Origin of the sequence: Ruegeria arenilitoris (assembly GCF_013030265.1) — a bacterium.
Classification (GTDB): Bacteria; Pseudomonadota; Alphaproteobacteria; order Rhodobacterales; family Rhodobacteraceae; genus Ruegeria; species Ruegeria arenilitoris_E.
The window spans coordinates 1-16,494 of sequence record NZ_WPZQ01000001.1; the positions used below are offsets into that span (position 1 = coordinate 1).

Annotated in this window: 18 protein-coding genes and 1 tRNA gene; 11 read left to right on the forward strand and 8 right to left on the reverse strand. The window is 54.2% G+C overall.

Translation table 11 applies throughout. The features are described 5' to 3' along the window. The 3 genes from GOX61_RS22325 to GOX61_RS00015 form a co-directional block, all read right to left on the reverse strand. Positions 1-676: hypothetical protein (locus tag GOX61_RS22325; RefSeq protein ID WP_217353724.1), on the reverse strand; the 676-nt coding region annotated here is incomplete at its 3' end. A 299-nt stretch (positions 677-975) separates the two neighbouring features. Further along, entirely contained in the window at positions 976-2,793 is a 1,818-nt protein-coding gene (typA, locus tag GOX61_RS00010) for a translational GTPase TypA (protein WP_155143127.1), read from the reverse strand. A gap of 76 nt (positions 2,794-2,869) precedes the next feature. Further along, positions 2,870-3,205, reverse strand: coding sequence for a DMT family transporter (locus tag GOX61_RS00015; protein ID WP_170330336.1), 336 nt, complete (start codon positions 3,203-3,205; stop codon positions 2,870-2,872). Positions 3,206-3,412: 207 nt separating this feature from the next. On the opposite strand from GOX61_RS00015, the gene GOX61_RS22515 reads away from it, so the two are divergent. Further along, a complete protein-coding gene (locus GOX61_RS22515) occupies positions 3,413-3,544 on the forward strand; it encodes a hypothetical protein (protein ID WP_256372778.1) in 132 nt (43 codons plus the stop codon). 55 nt (positions 3,545-3,599) lie between these two features. On the opposite strand, the gene GOX61_RS00020 is transcribed toward GOX61_RS22515, so the two are convergent. Genes GOX61_RS00020 through GOX61_RS00030 form a run of 3 tightly spaced genes read right to left on the reverse strand, consistent with a single transcriptional unit; the run spans position 3,600 to position 5,661 of the window. Beyond that, a complete protein-coding gene (locus GOX61_RS00020) occupies positions 3,600-4,766 on the reverse strand; it encodes an HD domain-containing protein (protein WP_170330338.1) in 1,167 nt (388 codons plus the stop codon). Continuing rightward, on the reverse strand, positions 4,763-5,008 hold the full coding sequence (locus GOX61_RS00025) for a hypothetical protein (protein WP_155143130.1): 246 nt from the start codon (positions 5,006-5,008) through the stop codon (positions 4,763-4,765). The genes GOX61_RS00020 and GOX61_RS00025 overlap by 4 nt, the downstream gene beginning before the upstream one ends. Further along, positions 5,008-5,661, reverse strand: coding sequence for an alpha/beta hydrolase (locus tag GOX61_RS00030; protein WP_155143131.1), 654 nt, complete (start codon positions 5,659-5,661; stop codon positions 5,008-5,010). The genes GOX61_RS00025 and GOX61_RS00030 overlap by 1 nt, the downstream gene beginning before the upstream one ends. Positions 5,662-5,840: 179 nt before the next feature. Between GOX61_RS00030 and GOX61_RS00035 the strand changes: the two genes are divergently transcribed. The 10 genes from GOX61_RS00035 (at position 5,841) to GOX61_RS00080 (ending at position 14,302) form a co-directional block, all read left to right on the forward strand. Further along, the gene (locus tag GOX61_RS00035; protein ID WP_170330340.1) at positions 5,841-6,299 is read left to right on the forward strand and encodes an Rrf2 family transcriptional regulator; all 459 of its coding nucleotides are present in this window, start codon (positions 5,841-5,843) and stop codon (positions 6,297-6,299) included. A 58-nt stretch (positions 6,300-6,357) separates the two neighbouring features. Then, positions 6,358-7,401, forward strand: coding sequence for a cysteine desulfurase family protein (locus GOX61_RS00040; RefSeq protein ID WP_170330342.1), 1,044 nt, complete (start codon positions 6,358-6,360; stop codon positions 7,399-7,401). Between the two features lie 18 nt (positions 7,402-7,419). Further along, a complete protein-coding gene (sufB, locus tag GOX61_RS00045; RefSeq protein ID WP_170330344.1) occupies positions 7,420-8,940 on the forward strand; it encodes a Fe-S cluster assembly protein SufB in 1,521 nt (506 codons plus the stop codon). Between the two features lie 202 nt (positions 8,941-9,142). Beyond that, entirely contained in the window at positions 9,143-9,628 is a 486-nt protein-coding gene (locus GOX61_RS00050) for a hypothetical protein (protein WP_170330346.1), read from the forward strand. 198 nt (positions 9,629-9,826) lie between these two features. After that, positions 9,827-10,582, forward strand: a complete 756-nt coding sequence (gene sufC, locus GOX61_RS00055; RefSeq protein WP_170330348.1) for a Fe-S cluster assembly ATPase SufC — start codon at positions 9,827-9,829, stop codon at positions 10,580-10,582. Then, on the forward strand, positions 10,582-11,862 hold the full coding sequence (sufD, locus tag GOX61_RS00060; protein WP_170330350.1) for a Fe-S cluster assembly protein SufD: 1,281 nt from the start codon (positions 10,582-10,584) through the stop codon (positions 11,860-11,862). Before sufC ends, sufD begins: the two co-directional genes overlap by 1 nt. Then, positions 11,862-12,347: a YIP1 family protein gene (locus GOX61_RS00065; RefSeq protein ID WP_170330352.1), complete on the forward strand. Its 486-nt coding sequence runs from the start codon at positions 11,862-11,864 to the stop codon at positions 12,345-12,347. The genes sufD and GOX61_RS00065 overlap by 1 nt, the downstream gene beginning before the upstream one ends. Continuing rightward, positions 12,344-12,937, forward strand: a complete 594-nt coding sequence (locus tag GOX61_RS00070; RefSeq protein ID WP_155143137.1) for a YIP1 family protein — start codon at positions 12,344-12,346, stop codon at positions 12,935-12,937. The genes GOX61_RS00065 and GOX61_RS00070 overlap by 4 nt, the downstream gene beginning before the upstream one ends. After that, entirely contained in the window at positions 12,930-14,150 is a 1,221-nt protein-coding gene (locus tag GOX61_RS00075; RefSeq protein ID WP_170330354.1) for a cysteine desulfurase, read from the forward strand. Before GOX61_RS00070 ends, GOX61_RS00075 begins: the two co-directional genes overlap by 8 nt. A gap of 75 nt (positions 14,151-14,225) precedes the next feature. Continuing rightward, positions 14,226-14,302, forward strand: a tRNA-Arg gene (locus tag GOX61_RS00080). A gap of 480 nt (positions 14,303-14,782) precedes the next feature. Here GOX61_RS00080 and GOX61_RS00085 read toward each other — a convergent pair. After that, positions 14,783-15,196 carry a hypothetical protein gene (locus GOX61_RS00085; protein ID WP_170330356.1) on the reverse strand — a complete coding sequence of 138 codons (414 nt, stop codon included), beginning with the start codon at positions 15,194-15,196 and terminating at the stop codon, positions 14,783-14,785. Between the two features lie 455 nt (positions 15,197-15,651). Further along, entirely contained in the window at positions 15,652-16,221 is a 570-nt protein-coding gene (locus GOX61_RS00090; RefSeq protein ID WP_155143140.1) for a YcbK family protein, read from the reverse strand. Positions 16,222-16,494: the final 273 nt, after the last annotated feature.

Here is a 16,494-nt window from a genome sequence, read left to right on the forward strand (position 1 = left end):
TGCCGCCGGAACCACCGCTACCGCCGGAACCACCGCTGCCGCCGGAACCACCGCTGCCGCCGGAACCGCCGCTGCCGCCGGAACCGCCGCTGCCGCCGGAACCACCGCTACCGCCGGAACCGCCGCTGCCACCGGAGCCACCGCTGCCGCCGGAACCACCGCTGCCGCCGGAACCGCCGCTGCCACCGGAGCCACCGCTGCCGCCAGAACCACCGCTGCCGCCAGAACCGCCGCCAGTTGGAGTTACTCCACCGCTCCCACCGGAGCCGCCACCCGAGCCGCTGCCGCCTGAGCCGCTGCCACCCGAACCACTGCCGCCAGTTCCACCACCGGTGCCGCTGCCAACGACATCTTCATCATCTTCGTTCGCCCGACCGTCACCAGACCGCTGATCGGTCGCTGAAACTGTTGCTGTTGGAAAGTCGGTGAGCACCGCTGCAAAGCCCGGGCAGGTTTTCAAGGTGCGGGCAAGAATGTCCTCGAAGTCAGCGCGCCGCTGAATGTAACGCAACATACGCGCGTCAACGACAGTACATGCGCAGAGTGTTTCGGTTGAAACTGATTGCTTAGCTGTTCGAACCGTACATTTCTCGGCTGCTTGTGTTGCACCACCGGCCAGCAGGGGAAATGTCGCGGAAGCAAAAACGAAAGATAACAAACGCGGTTTGATGCGCATAGCGCCTCTCCTTGAAACTCTTTACCTACTCCGTTGCCTTATGCACCGTTAAACCATCGGCGTTTATGAACAACGTCACACTTTGGACATAAATACACCTTTGTCCGGCCGGATTTACAAGGGCGTACTTGAGGGATTCCGTTAAAGTTGACTCACCTTTAAGTAGATTATTCATAGAAATCAGAAAGAAGACCTGACGTAGCGGCAGGCCTTCGGTTTCTGATCATTTTCAGAATGGATGAAAAAATGTCACAGGTGTGCCATTGTTTCCAAACTGTCCGGCATGAAATTGCCTTAAATCAGGCTGATTTAGCCATGCGTTTGCGTTCGTGGGGGTCAAGAAACCGCTTTCGCAGACGAATGGCATTTGGTGTGACCTCTACCAGTTCATCATCGTCGATATAAGCAATCGCCTCTTCCAACGAGAACTGAACATGCGGAGTGAGTCTTACTGCGTCGTCAGATCCGCTGGCGCGTACGTTCGTCAGTTTCTTGCCCTTCAGAGGGTTCACTTCCAGATCGTTATCACGCGAATGCTCGCCAATGACCATGCCCTGATAGACATCTGTCTGCGGGCCAACAAACATGCGACCACGCTCTTCGAGGTTCCAGAGGGCGTAGGCGACAGCCTGGCCATTCTCCATCGAGATCAGAACCCCTGCACGACGGCCGGGGATAGGGCCCTTGTGTGCCGCCCAACCATGGAAGACGCGGTTCAGAACGCCGGTGCCGCGGGTGTCGGTCAGGAACTCACCGTGATAGCCGATCAGGCCGCGTGAAGGCACATGCGCGATGATGCGGGTTTTGCCAGCGCCAGCGGGGCGCATCTCGACCAGTTCACCTTTGCGGGCGCCGGTGATCTTTTCGATAACCGCCCCCGAGTATTCGTCGTCCACATCAATTGTGACTTCTTCGATGGGCTCCAGACGCTGTCCGTCTTCCTCGCGGAACAGAACCTGCGGACGCGAGATGCTGAGCTCAAAGCCTTCGCGGCGCATGTTCTCGATCAGAACACCCATCTGCAATTCACCACGGCCAGCGACTTCGAAGGCTTCGCCGCCCGGAGTGTCTGTGATGCGGATTGCGACGTTCGATTCAGCTTCTTTCATCAGTCGATCACGGATCACACGCGACTGAACCTTTTTGCCATCGCGTCCAGCCAGAGGCGAGTCGTTGATGCCAAAGGTCACGGTGATCGTTGGTGGATCAATAGGCTGCGCGGGCAGGGCTTCTTCGACCTGCGGCGATACCAGCGAGTCGGCCACGGTTGCTTTGCTCATGCCAGCAATGGTGACGATGTCACCGGCTTCGGCTACGTCGATGGGCTGTTGCGCTAGACCACGGAAGGCCAGGATCTTTGACGCGCGGAAATTCTCGATCAGCGTGCCGTCGCGGCTCAGCGCCTTGAGGCTGTCACCGGCTTTCAGCGTGCCACTTTCAACACGGCCGGTCAGGATGCGACCGATAAAAGGGTCGCTGCCCAGTGTGGTGGCCAGCATGCGGAAGGGTTCGTCTTTCTTTTCGGCCTGTTTCGGGGCAGGAACGTGATCGACGACGAGATCGAACAGGGCGGTCAGGTCCTTACGCGGCCCGTCCAGCTCCATATCTGCCCAGCCCGAACGACCCGAGGCGTACATGGCAGGGAAGTCCAACTGGTCATCGTCGGCCCCCAAGTTCGCAAACAGGTCGAAACATTCGTCCAGCGCGCGGTCAGGTTCGGCGTCAGGCTTGTCGACCTTGTTGAGTACCACGATGGGACGCAGGCCCAGCGCCAGCGCCTTGGAGGTCACGAACTTGGTTTGCGGCATCGGACCTTCGGCAGCATCCACCAGCAGGACAACACCATCGACCATGCTGAGAATACGTTCTACTTCGCCGCCAAAGTCGGCGTGACCGGGGGTGTCGACGATGTTGATCCGCGTGCCTTTCCATTCGACCGAAGTCGCTTTGGCAAGAATGGTGATGCCGCGCTCACGCTCAAGATCGTTGCTGTCCATGGCGCGCTCGGCCACGGCCTGATTTTCCCGGAATGCACCGGATTGTTTAAGCAGCTCATCGACCAAAGTCGTCTTGCCGTGGTCAACGTGAGCGATGATTGCGATATTGCGCAGGTCCATGAGAGGTCAGCCTTTGAACGGGAAGTTGCCGCGCGCATAACGCGACGCGAACAAATATACCAGCCCTAACCGGCGGTCAGTGACCTGCTGTCTTCGAAAACAGGTGAATAACCAGAATTCCGGCCATGATCATTGTCAGGCCGAATACGGCTGGCCAATCCAGCCTTTGTCCAAAAACGATAAATCCAATCAGCGCGATAAGGAAAATTCCCAGACCTGACCAGATCGCATAGACGATGCCAACCGGCATGACCTTGAGTGTGAGAGCCATCAGGTAAAACGCGCATCCATAGCCAAATACAACAAGGACAGATGGCCAGAAGCGGGTAAATTGCTGGCTTGCCTGAAGGGCTGTTGTTCCAATGGTTTCGGCGACAACAGCCAGTAATAGGATCAGATAAGCTTTGGGCACCGGGCAGAACCTTCTCGCTGATTTTCGCGCAAGCTTGAGCACGAAACCGGAATGCTGGGCAAGCGGATTCGTTTGACCGTTGATCGCTTTCTGTCACTGCATATTTAAAGATATCTTCCGTGAGGTCAGGTAATCCCGACTATGAGGACTTGGTGAGTTATGTTATTATTTAGATGTTTTTGATTTTAAGTTTAACGAGTGTTTGTCATGACGAAATTTGCTAAATACGTCATTTTTGCTTCGGCTCTTATTGTGGCGCTTGGGTGGCTTGCTGGCGGGGGGTCCGTCGAAATTGATGCAGCCCAGATGGTTGAACGGTTTGATGATACAGCGGTTTAGGCGTCTGCCGGGTAAAGGATAAAGAGGCTTTCGGGCCTCTTTTTCTATTCTGAAACTAACTGGCAGCGGGTTTGAAGTTTGAGAAAAAATCCTCAAGCTGCGGCCTGAGCCACGCCCAGAGCTTTGGTGAGCCCCGGTGTACAGATGTTCCAACCCGGCTCTCAATCTGTTCCAAGGTTACATCGTAATCGATCCACGATCCGCCGCCCGTTTCCAGATTGGCAATCGGTGTTTGAATCCGGTCAACTGCTTTGGCGAACCGGGCATCAGGCGTCTCTGCGGCTTCAAATTCATGCCACAAGGCTAGAAACTCTTCGTATTGATCCGCAGGAAGCATGCCAAACAATCGCGATGCAGCAGCTTCTTCTTTGGCGGCCTGGGCTGCGTGATCAACCTGCCCGTGGATCGGATGGTCGCCTGCATCGATTTCTACAATGTCATGCAGTAGTAGCATTTTGAGAACCCGGTCAGTTTTAACCGTGGGTTCTGCGTATTCCGCCAAAACCCATGCATGCAGCATTATGTGCCACGAGTGCTCGGCCGAGTTTTCAAAGCGGACGCCGGACAACAATCGTGAAGCGCGCTGTACAGACTTTAGTTGATCGGCCTCTGTGAGAAACGGAAGACGTTGTGCGAACGGATTAGTGTCTGTCGGCGTACCCCCGGAATACAGCTGCCGGGCGTGCCCATAGGCACATGGAAAAGCGTATTCGAGATAGGCGGCGCGTCCACCATCCAGATTGCTCTGCACAACGTCCAGATGATCAGGGCGCGGCTCACCGGCGCACAGTACTTGAAACAATGGCTGGCAACGATCCAGAATTTTGGCAAAGCGGGCGTCTGGTGTTTTGTCTTCCTCAAACTCGCGCCAGAGGTTCAGTAACGCAATCGCTTGATCCTCGGGGAGAATGCCAAACAACTCTTCTGCGGCTTTGTTTTCAGCCAGTGCCACGGCCTGCCAATCAGTTTTCAGATGGATTGGGTGATCACCCACCAGGATCTCGACCAGATCATGAAGCAGCAGCATTTGAATCACCCGGTTGATACTGACATCTTTCTCCGCAAGCGGCTCCATGACCAGCGCCCAAAGGGTCAGGTGCCAACTGTGTTCGGCAGAGTTCTCGGGTCGGGATTGATCGAGCAGGACATTCGCCCGCTCGACCGATTTCAGTTTGTCTGCCTGTTTCAGGAAAGCGATCTGTGCAGGCAAACGGTCATTCATTGTTTTTCTATGGCCTTCAGTTTTGAGCGATGGTCGGACAACCGCTTGATTACGAATTGTCTGGCCTTGCGTTCGGCCAGACGTACGCGAATCTCGGTCAGATACGCCTCTTCAAGAGACTGCGAGGACGCGCCCAGCAGTTCACCAACTTCGACGTAGAACCGGTCCTGACCGGTTTCATCCATCACTTTCATCGTGTCCTCGGCCAGTTTCGAGGCCAGGGTTGTGATGGTGTCCGACATCAGCGTGTGTTCTCTGTCAAACGACGCTTCACATATTCCGTGGTGTGATCAATCAGCGTGTCCATGTGACGATCCTGGAAGAAGTGGTCTGCGCCTTCGACTTCGGTATGTGTGATCGTGATACCTTTTTGCTCGTGCAGCTTGCTGACCAGAGTGGTGGTATCGGCGGGCGGTGCCACGCGATCTGCTGATCCGTTGATGATCAGGCCGGATGACGGGCAGGGTGCGAGGAATGAAAAGTCATACATGTTCGCTGGTGGCGAGACGCTGATGAAACCGGTAATTTCAGGGCGACGCATCAGCAATTGCATTCCGATCCACGCACCAAACGAGAAACCGGCAACCCAGCAATGCTTGGAGTTGTTGTTCATCGACTGCAGGTAGTCGAGCGCCGAAGCGGCATCGCTTAGCTCTCCGACGCCTTGATCGTATTCACCCTGACTGCGGCCAACGCCGCGGAAATTAAAGCGCAACACGGTAAAGCCCATGTTGTAGAACGCATAGTGCAGATTGTAGACCACCTTGTTGTTCATGGTCCCGCCAAACTGTGGATGCGGGTGAAGCACGATGGCGATCGGTGCGTCTTTTTCCTTTTGCGGGTGGTAGCGGCCTTCCAGACGGCCTTCGGGTCCGGGAAAAATCACCTCGGGCATGTGTGCTTTGGTCCTGTCTTTTTCTCTTATGGCCCCGGGATATACTTGACGATATCCGTCAGGCACCTTAGAACGGTTCTAATTACGATACATAGCGTGAAGACGCTGTCAGTGGGAGATACGCACTGGCTGCGGCGGCGTCAATGTTTTCGCGCGATACTTGCCACGAGGGAAGACAAATGAAGCTATCGACCAAGGGTCGTTATGCGATGGTCGCACTGGCCGATATCGCGCTACAGCCTTCAGATTCGCTGGTCACGTTGGGTGAAATTTCCGAACGTCAGGATATTTCCCTGCCGTATCTCGAGCAGTTGTTCGTTAAGCTTCGCCGCGCCGAGTTGGTTGCTTCTGTGCGCGGACCGGGTGGCGGTTACAGGCTTGCGCGTCCGGCGTCCGAGATTCGCGTGGTTGAGATTCTGGCTGCCGTTGATGAGACCGTCGATGCAATGCACAAGGGGGCTGGTGCCTCAGGTGGATCATCGGGCAGTCGGGCACAGTCACTGACAAACCGTTTGTGGGAGAGCCTCAGTGCTCATGTTTATGTTTTCCTGCATCAGACACGGTTGTCTGATGTGATCAAGAACGATCTTGCGCCATGTCCTGCGGTGCCCAACTTGTTTTCGGTCGTTGATGACTGATGAGTTTAGGGGTTGAGCATAAAGTCCGGACAGGTTTTTCGCAGGAAAAGATGCATCCATGAATCGTGTTTATCTGGATCATAACGCTACGACGCCGCTCAGACCCGAAGCGCGGTCCGCAATGATTGCTGCCATGGAAGTGTGTGGTAACCCGTCTTCTGTTCATGCCGAAGGTCGGGCAGCCAAGGCAGTGGTTGAAAAGGCCAGGGCACAGATTGCTTCAGCGTTTGGCGCGGATGGTGCAGATATCGTCTTTACATCCGGATCTACCGAGGGTGCCGCTTTGACAATGGCTGGGCGTAACCTGAATGGCGCGGCTGTTGAGCATGATGCTGTAAGGGCTTGGTCTGTTGAAGATCTTTCAGTTTCAAGTCTTGGGGTGGTCGATGTACCTGACCCTAAGGATTCGACGCTTCAGCTTGCAAATTCCGAGACTGGGATCATCCAAAAGCTACCGCAGGGCATCGCAGTGACGGATGCGACGCAGGCCTTTGGGAAACTGCCAGTGGCTTTCAACTGGCTGGGTGCGCAGATGGCATTGATTTCCGCCCATAAATTGGGTGGACCCAAAGGGGTTGGCGCAGTCGTGATGAAGCGCGGAACCGACTTGGCCGCTCAGATCAAGGGCGGTGGTCAGGAAATGGGGCGTCGTTCAGGCACGGAAAATGTCATTGGAATTGCAGGGTTCGGTGCTGCAGCTGAAGCGGCTACCCAGGATTTGGCAGATGGCGTTTGGGAAAAGGTTGCAGAACTTAGAAATATTCTAGAAAAGGCCCTTGAGGCCGGTTCTAAAGCTACTATTTTTGTCGGGAAAGGTCGGGATCGCCTCCCGAACACTTTGTGTTTTGCGACACCCGGGTGGAAGGGTGAAACACAAGTGATGCAGATGGATTTGTCCGGATTTGCGATCAGCGCAGGTTCAGCATGTTCCAGCGGCAAGGTCCGGGCCAGCGCGGTACTAACCGCGATGGGATATGATGAGGTGACAGCAGCCAGCGCGATCCGCGTTTCGCTGGGCTCTCAGACGACCGAAGAAGATGTGCTGCGTTTCGCGGAAACGTGGCTTGAGAAAGAGAAAAAGCATCGCGCGCGCGCCGCGTGATCTGACGGAGGGTGAGTCATGGCCGCTTTGGACCAGACCCAGGTAAAAGAAGGTGTCGATCAGGAAACCGTTGATGCGGTACGCGAGGTCGGAACCTATAAATACGGTTGGGATACCGATATCGAGATGGAGTATGCGCCAAAGGGCGTAAACCCCGATATCGTTCGCCTGATCTCAGAAAAAAACGACGAACCCGAGTGGATGACCGAGTGGCGCCTTGCAGCGTTTGAACGCTGGACCCAGAAGGAAGAACCGAACTGGGCCATGGTTCACTATCCGAAGATCGATTTTCAGGACCAGTATTACTATGCCCGTCCAAAATCGATGGAGGAGAAGCCGAAATCTTTGGATGAAGTCGATCCCAAGCTTCTGGCGACTTACGAAAAGCTTGGTATCCCGCTGAAAGAACAGATGATTCTGGCTGGTGTGGAAGGTGCAGAGGATGCGCCCGCAGAGGGCCGCAAGGTTGCTGTGGACGCGGTATTTGACTCGGTGTCGGTTGGTACGACTTTCCAGGATGAGCTGAAAAGACATGGTGTAATTTTCTGCTCGATCTCGGAGGCGATCCGTGAGCATCCGGAACTTGTTAAAAAGTATCTGGGATCTGTGGTTCCTGTTTCTGACAACTTCTATGCAACCCTGAACTCGGCTGTGTTCTCAGATGGATCGTTTGTCTACGTACCGCCTGGCGTGCGCTGTCCGATGGAACTGAGCACCTATTTCCGTATCAACGCGGAAAACACAGGTCAGTTCGAACGCACTCTGATCATCGCCGACAAGGGCTCTTACGTTTCGTATCTCGAAGGTTGTACAGCACCACAGCGGGATACAGCACAGCTGCACGCAGCCGTGGTTGAGATCATTATCGAGGAAGATGCCGAGGTTAAGTACTCGACGGTTCAGAACTGGTTCCCCGGGGATGAAAACGGCAAAGGCGGCATTTACAACTTTGTGACCAAGCGCGCCGATTGCCGGGGTGATCGGTCCAAAGTGATGTGGACACAGGTCGAGACAGGTTCTGCGGTAACCTGGAAGTACCCATCCTGCATATTGCGCGGCAATGAAAGCCAGGGTGAATTCTACTCGATCGCCATCACCAACAACTATCAGCAGGCTGATACCGGCACCAAGATGGTGCATTTGGGTAAGAACACCAAGTCGCGGATTGTCTCGAAAGGCATCAGTGCCGGTAAGGCGCAGAACACCTATCGTGGGCTGGTGTCGATGCACCCCAAAGCCAAGGACAGTCGCAATTATACCCAGTGTGACTCGCTGTTGATCGGCGACAAATGCGGTGCCCATACGGTGCCTTACATTGAAGTAAAGAATAACTCGAGCCGGGTGGAGCACGAGGCCACAACCTCGAAAGTTGACGATGATCAACTGTTCTATTGCCGCCAGCGCGGTATGGACGAGGAAGAGGCCGTCGCACTGGTCGTCAACGGGTTCTGCAAAGACGTTCTTCAGGCATTGCCGATGGAGTTTGCGATGGAAGCCCAGCAACTGGTCGCCATCAGTCTTGAAGGATCTGTAGGCTAATTCGCTATGTTGGACACCCGGACCATAACTGGCTCTGCGCCGCGTTCGGCTGTCCGCACGGTGGCTTGCGCAGTGCCGGGCGGAGTCGCGTCAGCATTGCAACAGCAATTGTTGGCTCACCCTAAAATGGTGATTTGCCTGCCGTTCCAACGCTTGGTATCCAGACGCGGATATAGAGTTTGTGAATTTGGTAGACGCGTCGATGATAGAAGAACAAAAGTCAGCCTTCCAATCACGCGTCGAACGCATCAATGCCCGGGCGGAGGAAGCGTTAAAAGGCACATCTCGGCGGTCAGGGGACACCATCTGGCATCGCCTTTCATATCCGATTTCATTCATCGGAGCGTTTCTGCTGGGAGTCGGGGCGGTCTTCCTTTCGCGCTATATCCAGTTTCAGATGATCGGCGTGCCGGGCGATCCAAAAGCCGGTTCTCAGGATCTGATCAGTATTGTTCTGGCTATGGCCGCGATCTTTCTGATTTCGTTCCTGTTGAACGGCAGGCAGAAAGAATTCGCTCGGACAAGTGCATTGGCTATGATGGCAACCACGTTCACGTTCCACAATGCCGTATGGGCTTACCCAGACTCGTTCGAGCAGGTGTATGGGCCGGACTGGGTGGAAATGGTGAAAAAGCAAACCGAACCATCAAGTATTCGACTGTTCAGTATAGTGATCGCCTTCGACTGATCGAGGAAAGCTCAGAGCCGATCACTGACACTTATCTGCAGATGCCAGTCGATGGCGCTGTAACTGACAAGATTCTTTCAAACCAATGGTTTCTGCTGCGGCAGTCTCATCTCGGTCAGAGATGTGACGGCCCGGGCCTGCAGAGATCAATCAGATAAAGCCGCCAAATCAGACGGCATCGAAGTATGTGAGGAAAAAATGCTGGAAATCAAAAACCTGCACGTGAAACTTGAGGAAGAAGACAAGCAAATCCTCAAAGGCGTCGACCTGACTGTCGAAGCTGGCAAAGTGCACGCGATCATGGGGCCGAACGGTTCGGGTAAGTCGACGCTTAGCTACGTGCTGTCCGGGCGTGACGGCTATGAAGTTACCGAAGGTTCAGCAACTCTGAACGGGGAAGACCTGTTGGAGATGGAACCGGAAGAGCGCGCGGCAGCGGGTGTTTTCCTTGCTTTCCAATACCCGGTTGAAATTCCCGGCGTTGGCAACATGACCTTCCTGCGTACAGCCGTAAATGCTCAGCGCAAGGCGCGTGGAGAAGAAGAACTGTCTGCGACAGATTTCCTCAAGGAAGTTCGCGCAAAGGCCAAATCCTTGAAGATCGACGCTGACATGCTCAAGCGTCCGGTCAATGTTGGCTTTTCGGGCGGTGAAAAGAAACGCAACGAGATTCTTCAGATGGCGATGCTTGAGCCCAAGATGTGCATCCTGGACGAGACAGACTCGGGTCTGGATGTCGATGCGATGAAACTAGTGGCCGAAGGTGTAAACGCATTGCGTAACGAAGGCCGTGGCTTCCTTGTCATTACCCACTATCAGCGACTGCTGGATCACATCAAACCGGACGTTGTGCACATCATGGCAGATGGTCGTATCGTCAAAACTGGTGGTCCTGATCTGGCACTTGAGGTTGAAAACAACGGCTACGCCGACATCCTTGCTGAGGTGAACTGATGGCCTTGCCCGAAGTCAAACAAAACGCGACTGAGGCTCGGCTGGCAACGCTGAGCCTGCCCGAAGCCGGTTGCACGCGCGCTGCCCGCGAAGCAGCGCTTGCACGTGTTCGTGAAATGGGCCTGCCGAGCCGCAGGGACGAGTATTGGAAGTACACACATCCCGATACTCTGGTGTCCCCAGAAGCTACTCCGGCCGCCTTGTTCAAATCCGACGAACCCATGATGTTCGATGGATTTGACCGGTTGAAGATCGTTTTCATCGATGGGGTATTCATTGCCGAGGCATCAGATGATCTGTCGCTGGAAGGCGTTAGCATCGATCGTCTTGAGGATATTTGCTGCAAGGACATTCATTGGGCCAAAGAGCTCTACGGAGTACTGGAAGCTCGTGGTCAATCACCGGTCGAGCGCCCTCTGGCAGCGCTGAATACCGCTTTTGCCACCGATGGTGTTGCGATCCATGTTACAGGTAAGCCGTCGAAGCCGATCAGCCTGATCTACCGTCATGCATCGGAAACATCGGATGCGATCCTGCACCATATCGTCCGCGTTGAAAGTGGTGCCGAAGTCACGATCCTTGAAAATGGTCCAGCTGCATCTCGTTTTAACAAGTGCATGGAAATCGATATTGCCGACGGTGGAGCATTGCATCATGTGCGAGCGCAGGGCCGCGATCATCAGCGCCGTGCTGCAACACATATGTTTACGCGACTGGGCAAAGAGTCGGTCTATAAATCATTTACGCTTACCGTGAATGGTGTGCTGACACGCAACGAACAAGTGGTCGAGCTGACGGGCGACGATGCGATCGCCCATGTCGCAGGCGCTTGCGTCGGAGATGGCGACTTTCATCACGACGATACGGTTTTCATCACCCATGATGCGGTGAACTGCGAAAGCCGGCAGGTGTTCAAGAAGGTTCTGCGAAACGGTGCCACTGGTGTGTTTCAGGGCAAGATCCTTGTGAAAGAAGGTGCCCAGAAAACAGATGGTTATCAGATCAGCCAGTCGCTACTTTTGGATGACGACAGTCAGTTCTTGGCCAAGCCCGAACTCGAGATTTACGCCGATGATGTTGCCTGCTCGCATGGTTCCACTTCGGGTGCGATCGACGAGACAGCATTGTTCTATTTGCGCTCGCGCGGTGTTCCCGTGAAAGACGCCACAAATATGCTGACGCTGGCGTTTTTGGCAGAAGCCGTGGATGAGATAGAAGATCAGTCGCTGGCCGAAGACATCGTGACGCGCCTGGAAGGCTGGCTGGCGCGGCGCGGCTAATGCCTGTTACCACAGATATCGTGGCCACATATCGGGGGCCGGGCCGTGTGGTGCGGCGCCTGTTGGATATGGGGCCACGCGAAGATCGAGCGCTAGCGTTTGTGATGGCTTTCTGCGTGGTTGGCTTTATTGCTCAGCTGCCCGGTCTAGCCCGGCGCGCCCATCTTGAGAATCTTGAACTCAACATGCTCTTGGGCGGGGCGCTACTGGGATCGGTCTTCATCCTGCCGTTGATGTTCTATTTTCTGGCTTGGATTTCGTATCTCGGGGCGAAGCTTGTAGGAGGCAAAAGCACATCCTATGGCGCCCGGCTTGCTTTGTTCTGGGCGCTCTTGGCCTCAGCGCCTTTAGTTCTGCTGAATGGCCTGATCGCCGGGTTTATCGGACCGGGACCGGCGCAAACGGCTGCGGGTCTTTTGTGGGTTGTGGTTTTTGTGTGGTTCTGGTTCTCCGGTTTCAGACAAGCACAAGGGCCTGCCGCATGAATGTCGCCGTATTGGGTAATCTGGCTTTGCTGACAGTCAAAGACCCCGCCGAAGCTGCGCGGAGGTTGTTGACTCTGAATATGAACCGCGAGGCGCTGTGGGTGGCTTTGGCGCTTGCCGTTGTTCTGAACACCTTGCTTCAGGTTCTGTCAAACGTCCTATACCCCGTAAGCGACCCTGATATGCAGGATCTGGCCGGATCAATCACCCTGTATGTCGCCGTGGTTGGCGGTGGGCTGGTCGTCAGCATCGCCGCATTCTATCAGGTCGGCCAAAAGATGGGCGGCAAAGGGTCTTTCAATGACATCATGATACTGATGGTCTGGCTTCAGTTTCTGCGTGTCGCCGTTCAGGCCTTCAGCCTGTTGTTGCTGATCAGCCTTCCCGGGCTGTTGGACATTCTGGCTTTTGCAGCTTTCTTGCTGGGCCTTTACATCACGGTCCACTTCATCGATCAGGCCCATCGCTTTGGATCTCCGCTCAAGGCGCTTGGTGTTCTCGTTCTTTCGGCGTTGGCTATCGCCGTTGTTATCACTATCCTGTTGTCCCTCGTTGGGGGACCAATGCTGGGAATCCCCGCCCATGTATGACGTTCAGAAGATCCGATCCGATTTTCCCATCCTGTCACGAGAGGTGAACGGCAAGCCGTTGACTTATCTCGACAACGGCGCATCAGCGCAAAAGCCACAAGTGGTGATTGATGCGGTGACGAATGCTTATGCACATGAGTACTCGAACGTGCATCGAGGGCTTCATTATCTGTCCAACCTCGCTACTGAGAAGTATGAATCCGTGCGCGGAACCGTTGCGCGTTTTCTGGGTGTCTCCAATGAGGATGAGATTGTCCTGAATTCGGGCACGACCGAAGGCATCAATCTGGTTGCCTATGGTTGGGCCATGCCCCGGATGGAAGCGGGGGACGAGATTGTACTCAGCGTGATGGAGCATCACGCAAACATCGTCCCGTGGCACTTTCTTCGGGAACGGCAGGGCGTTGTATTAAAATGGGTTGATGTTGACGCCGATGGAAGCCTGGATCCGCAAGCCGTGATTGATGCGATCGGGCCGAAAACCAAACTGGTTGCGGTCACCCATTGCTCGAATGTCCTGGGCACTGTTGTGGACGTCAAAGCGATTACGGAAGGCGCGCATGACAAAGGCGTGCCGGTTCTGGTGGATGGTAGCCAGGCCGCGGTGCATATGCCGGTCAACGTTCAGGATATTGGCTGCGACTTCTACGCGATCACCGGGCACAAGCTGTACGGTCCGTCCGGATCCGGTGCGATCTATATCAAATCCGAGCGTATGGCCGAGATGCGCCCCTTCATTGGCGGCGGGGACATGATCAAGGAAGTGTCCAAAGATCAGGTCATCTACAACGACCCACCAATGAAGTTCGAAGCGGGTACTCCCGGCATCGTACAAACCATAGGGATGGGTGTAGCGCTTGATTACATGATGGAGCTAGGGATGGATGACATCGCGGCGCACGAATCTTCACTTCGTGACTACGCGATGCAGCGCCTTACCGGGCTGAACTGGCTACAGGTTCAGGGAACGACGTCTAACAAGGCTGCAATCTTCAGCTTCACTTTGGACGGGGCAGGGCACGCGCATGACGTTTCTACGATTCTCGACAAAAAAGGCGTAGCGGTTCGTGCTGGTCACCATTGCGCCGGGCCACTGATGGATCATCTGGGAGTGACGGCCACCTGCCGCGCCAGCTTTGGTCTGTACAACACAACAGATGAGGTCGATACGCTGATCGACGCACTGGAGCTTGCCCATGATCTGTTCGCCTGATGTTGCCAAAAGCTTGGCATCAAGAGCAGATTTTCAGTTGCACCCGGATCGTATCAGGGTTAGCTAACGGCCAAGGCACCTGTAGCTCAGCTGGATAGAGCGCTGCCCTCCGAAGGCAGAGGCCAGAGGTTCGAATCCTCTCAGGTGCGCCATATACCCTAAATTAATGTGATTTATCGGCGACTTAAGAGCGCTGGTTCTAGCTGTTTTTTTAATCCATTCCTAGTTCGATCTTTTTGGTCGATTGTACCTAGCGACCCGTCTGTGAGGGAGATGGTTCAGTACTTCTTAGGAGATGAAGAACAGCAGCTGTAATCGATGGCTCTATGCTGAAAGTGGATAGCGTTGCGATCAATTCGCTGAACGCTCTCAGCAATCAATGGGTAGCCTGCGACACCGGTACTTGGGGGATGTCCCGGGTTGAGCCATAAGCCAGCCGTACTGATGAAAGCGTGAAGACGTTGCCAAACCCAGATTTCTCTAGGTCAAAGTCTTTGCGTAGTTGCGATGAACAAAACTCGGGCTCGTTCTGTGCAGACTAGAAGGCGTTACCCCCCATCAGAGCAATCACCCGACCTATGTGGTCGGGCATTATTGCGAGTGGCCTGTGCTGGGTATTTCTGCCAGTTCTCTCAGGAAAACCAGTCATCGAATGATGGGACCGTGTCAAAAGTCCAAAACACAGCTTCAGGGGTTTCTGTGGTTTGTGAAGACAATGATGAACTTTTTTGTCCCATCAAACTGGACAACCTGAGATCCAACCCATTGGCTGACGCGCCATTTTCGGTGTCCTGAGCCGGAGCGTTAAATACAAACTCGTCGTTGCCAGTCCATGCATTGGTTGCGGTTACAGATTCAGCGAGTTTGAACAAGTTTCCTAATTCCTGCAGTTGCCAACCGCCACTGGCATCAACCGCAACTGCGTTTACCATAGCAGTGCTTCCTGCATTGTTCGTATCGCCATTGGCAACAACATTGTCCGGGAGATCGTTTCTCAAACTATCGATAAGTCCAGGGTTCAATGGCCTGCCGCAATATCCACACATTGTGCTCTCCGAGTACGTTCGTCGACAGGCCTGAACCGATCGACTTAAAATAGCATTGATAGAGGGCGTATCGATGAAATGCGGCAGTATTTTGGCTATCCGCGCGATGCTTCAGTTGAGTCGTCGCGCTTATGTTGCCAGATGTTGCGGTGGTTCTAACCTTCAGGATCGGTTGAAAATAAATGCAAGTTCACTTCTCACTTTCTGAGCCGGAATAGACTGCACTTATAACAAAATCTTACGAATCGTGTGGAGCTCTGAGGCGCGCCATCGACCAACTATTTTTCCGATTGAAGACGCAGGGCGCAGTCTTGTGTGATCTGCCGCAATCACTTGACTTACCAGTTCTGGTTGAAACAACTGCGCTAAGTCAGACCAAAGTGAACAAATCCATAAAACAAAACCCCGGGTGGTACGGCACACCGGGGTTTCAGGCAGTTAACGATTTGTGTTTCTTAGCCGCGCCAACTGCGAACCACACCGCAATCCATATGGACAAAGTTCGAGCGGTAGTACTGACCAACACCGCCTGCACGACAGGACATAGCTGCTTTGGCCATTTGCGAAACTGAACGTGAAGACAGGCGCAGATCAGCTGCCTGGCCCTTCATATGCAGCGAGTTTCTCGCTACCCCGCGCGAGCGCGAGCGCAACATTGCATTGGTTTGTGGGGAGCGATAGCCGGACAGCAGCATATAAGGCTCGTTCACGTCCAGCAAGTTATGGGAAGCTGCCATGATGTCGATTGTGCGCAAATCCATTGATTTGGACTGGTCGGTACGCCAATCGCGCATGAAGTGGTTCACTTCTTTGACAGCATCCTTGATGTATTTTCCATCGACCCAATATATCATGTCGATACGTTCGCCAGTGCGACCAGAATACATGCGGATACGACGAATATCGCCACCCCCACGAAGAAAGCCCGCTGCGTTGGAATAAGTCGGTGCTGCAACCACTGCTGTTGCCGCAAATGCGCCCAATAGGGCACGCCGGGTCAACCCCGAAGTACTGCTCTCGGCCATTTTATGTTTCGTCCCGTACTGTTCCTGCCTGCACACGATGTTACGTGCGCTCTCTTAATTTTTTCCCATCCCCAGATGCGGGATTTATGACACAGTAGGAATCATCCGCCAAGAAGTCTTTCGCACTCATGTTTTCAAGGGGGAATATTCGGCAGTTTCTTGCGCATATGACACAGGTGTGCACAGTTATGACACATTTCGACGATTTTTCCGGCGTCCGATGCAAACGCGCATCAGCGTCTGACAGATAGGTCAGAGTCATCTATTTGTGAA

Bases quoted from the DNA above. Each gene is read 5' to 3' on its own strand.
- GOX61_RS00050 (WP_170330346.1), top strand. From the start codon at position 9,143: ATGATAGAAGAACAAAAGTCAGCCTTCCAATCACGCGTCGAACGCATC.
- GOX61_RS00070 (WP_155143137.1), top strand. From the start codon at position 12,344: ATGAATGTCGCCGTATTGGGTAATCTGGCTTTGCTGACAGTCAAAGAC.
- GOX61_RS00030 (WP_155143131.1), bottom strand. From the start codon at position 5,661: ATGCCCGAGGTGATTTTTCCCGGACCCGAAGGCCGTCTGGAAGGCCGC.
- GOX61_RS22515 (WP_256372778.1), top strand. From the start codon at position 3,413: ATGACGAAATTTGCTAAATACGTCATTTTTGCTTCGGCTCTTATTGTG.
- sufB (WP_170330344.1), top strand. From the start codon at position 7,420: ATGGCCGCTTTGGACCAGACCCAGGTAAAAGAAGGTGTCGATCAGGAA.
- sufC (WP_170330348.1), top strand. From the start codon at position 9,827: ATGCTGGAAATCAAAAACCTGCACGTGAAACTTGAGGAAGAAGACAAG.
- GOX61_RS00065 (WP_170330352.1), top strand. From the start codon at position 11,862: ATGCCTGTTACCACAGATATCGTGGCCACATATCGGGGGCCGGGCCGT.
- GOX61_RS00040 (WP_170330342.1), top strand. From the start codon at position 6,358: ATGAATCGTGTTTATCTGGATCATAACGCTACGACGCCGCTCAGACCC.
- GOX61_RS00085 (WP_170330356.1), bottom strand. From the start codon at position 15,196: ATGTGTGGATATTGCGGCAGGCCATTGAACCCTGGACTTATCGATAGT.
- GOX61_RS00075 (WP_170330354.1), top strand. From the start codon at position 12,930: ATGTATGACGTTCAGAAGATCCGATCCGATTTTCCCATCCTGTCACGA.
- GOX61_RS00035 (WP_170330340.1), top strand. From the start codon at position 5,841: ATGAAGCTATCGACCAAGGGTCGTTATGCGATGGTCGCACTGGCCGAT.
- GOX61_RS00020 (WP_170330338.1), bottom strand. From the start codon at position 4,766: ATGAATGACCGTTTGCCTGCACAGATCGCTTTCCTGAAACAGGCAGAC.
- GOX61_RS00090 (WP_155143140.1), bottom strand. From the start codon at position 16,221: ATGGCCGAGAGCAGTACTTCGGGGTTGACCCGGCGTGCCCTATTGGGC.
- typA (WP_155143127.1), bottom strand. From the start codon at position 2,793: ATGGACCTGCGCAATATCGCAATCATCGCTCACGTTGACCACGGCAAG.
- GOX61_RS00025 (WP_155143130.1), bottom strand. From the start codon at position 5,008: ATGTCGGACACCATCACAACCCTGGCCTCGAAACTGGCCGAGGACACG.
- sufD (WP_170330350.1), top strand. From the start codon at position 10,582: ATGGCCTTGCCCGAAGTCAAACAAAACGCGACTGAGGCTCGGCTGGCA.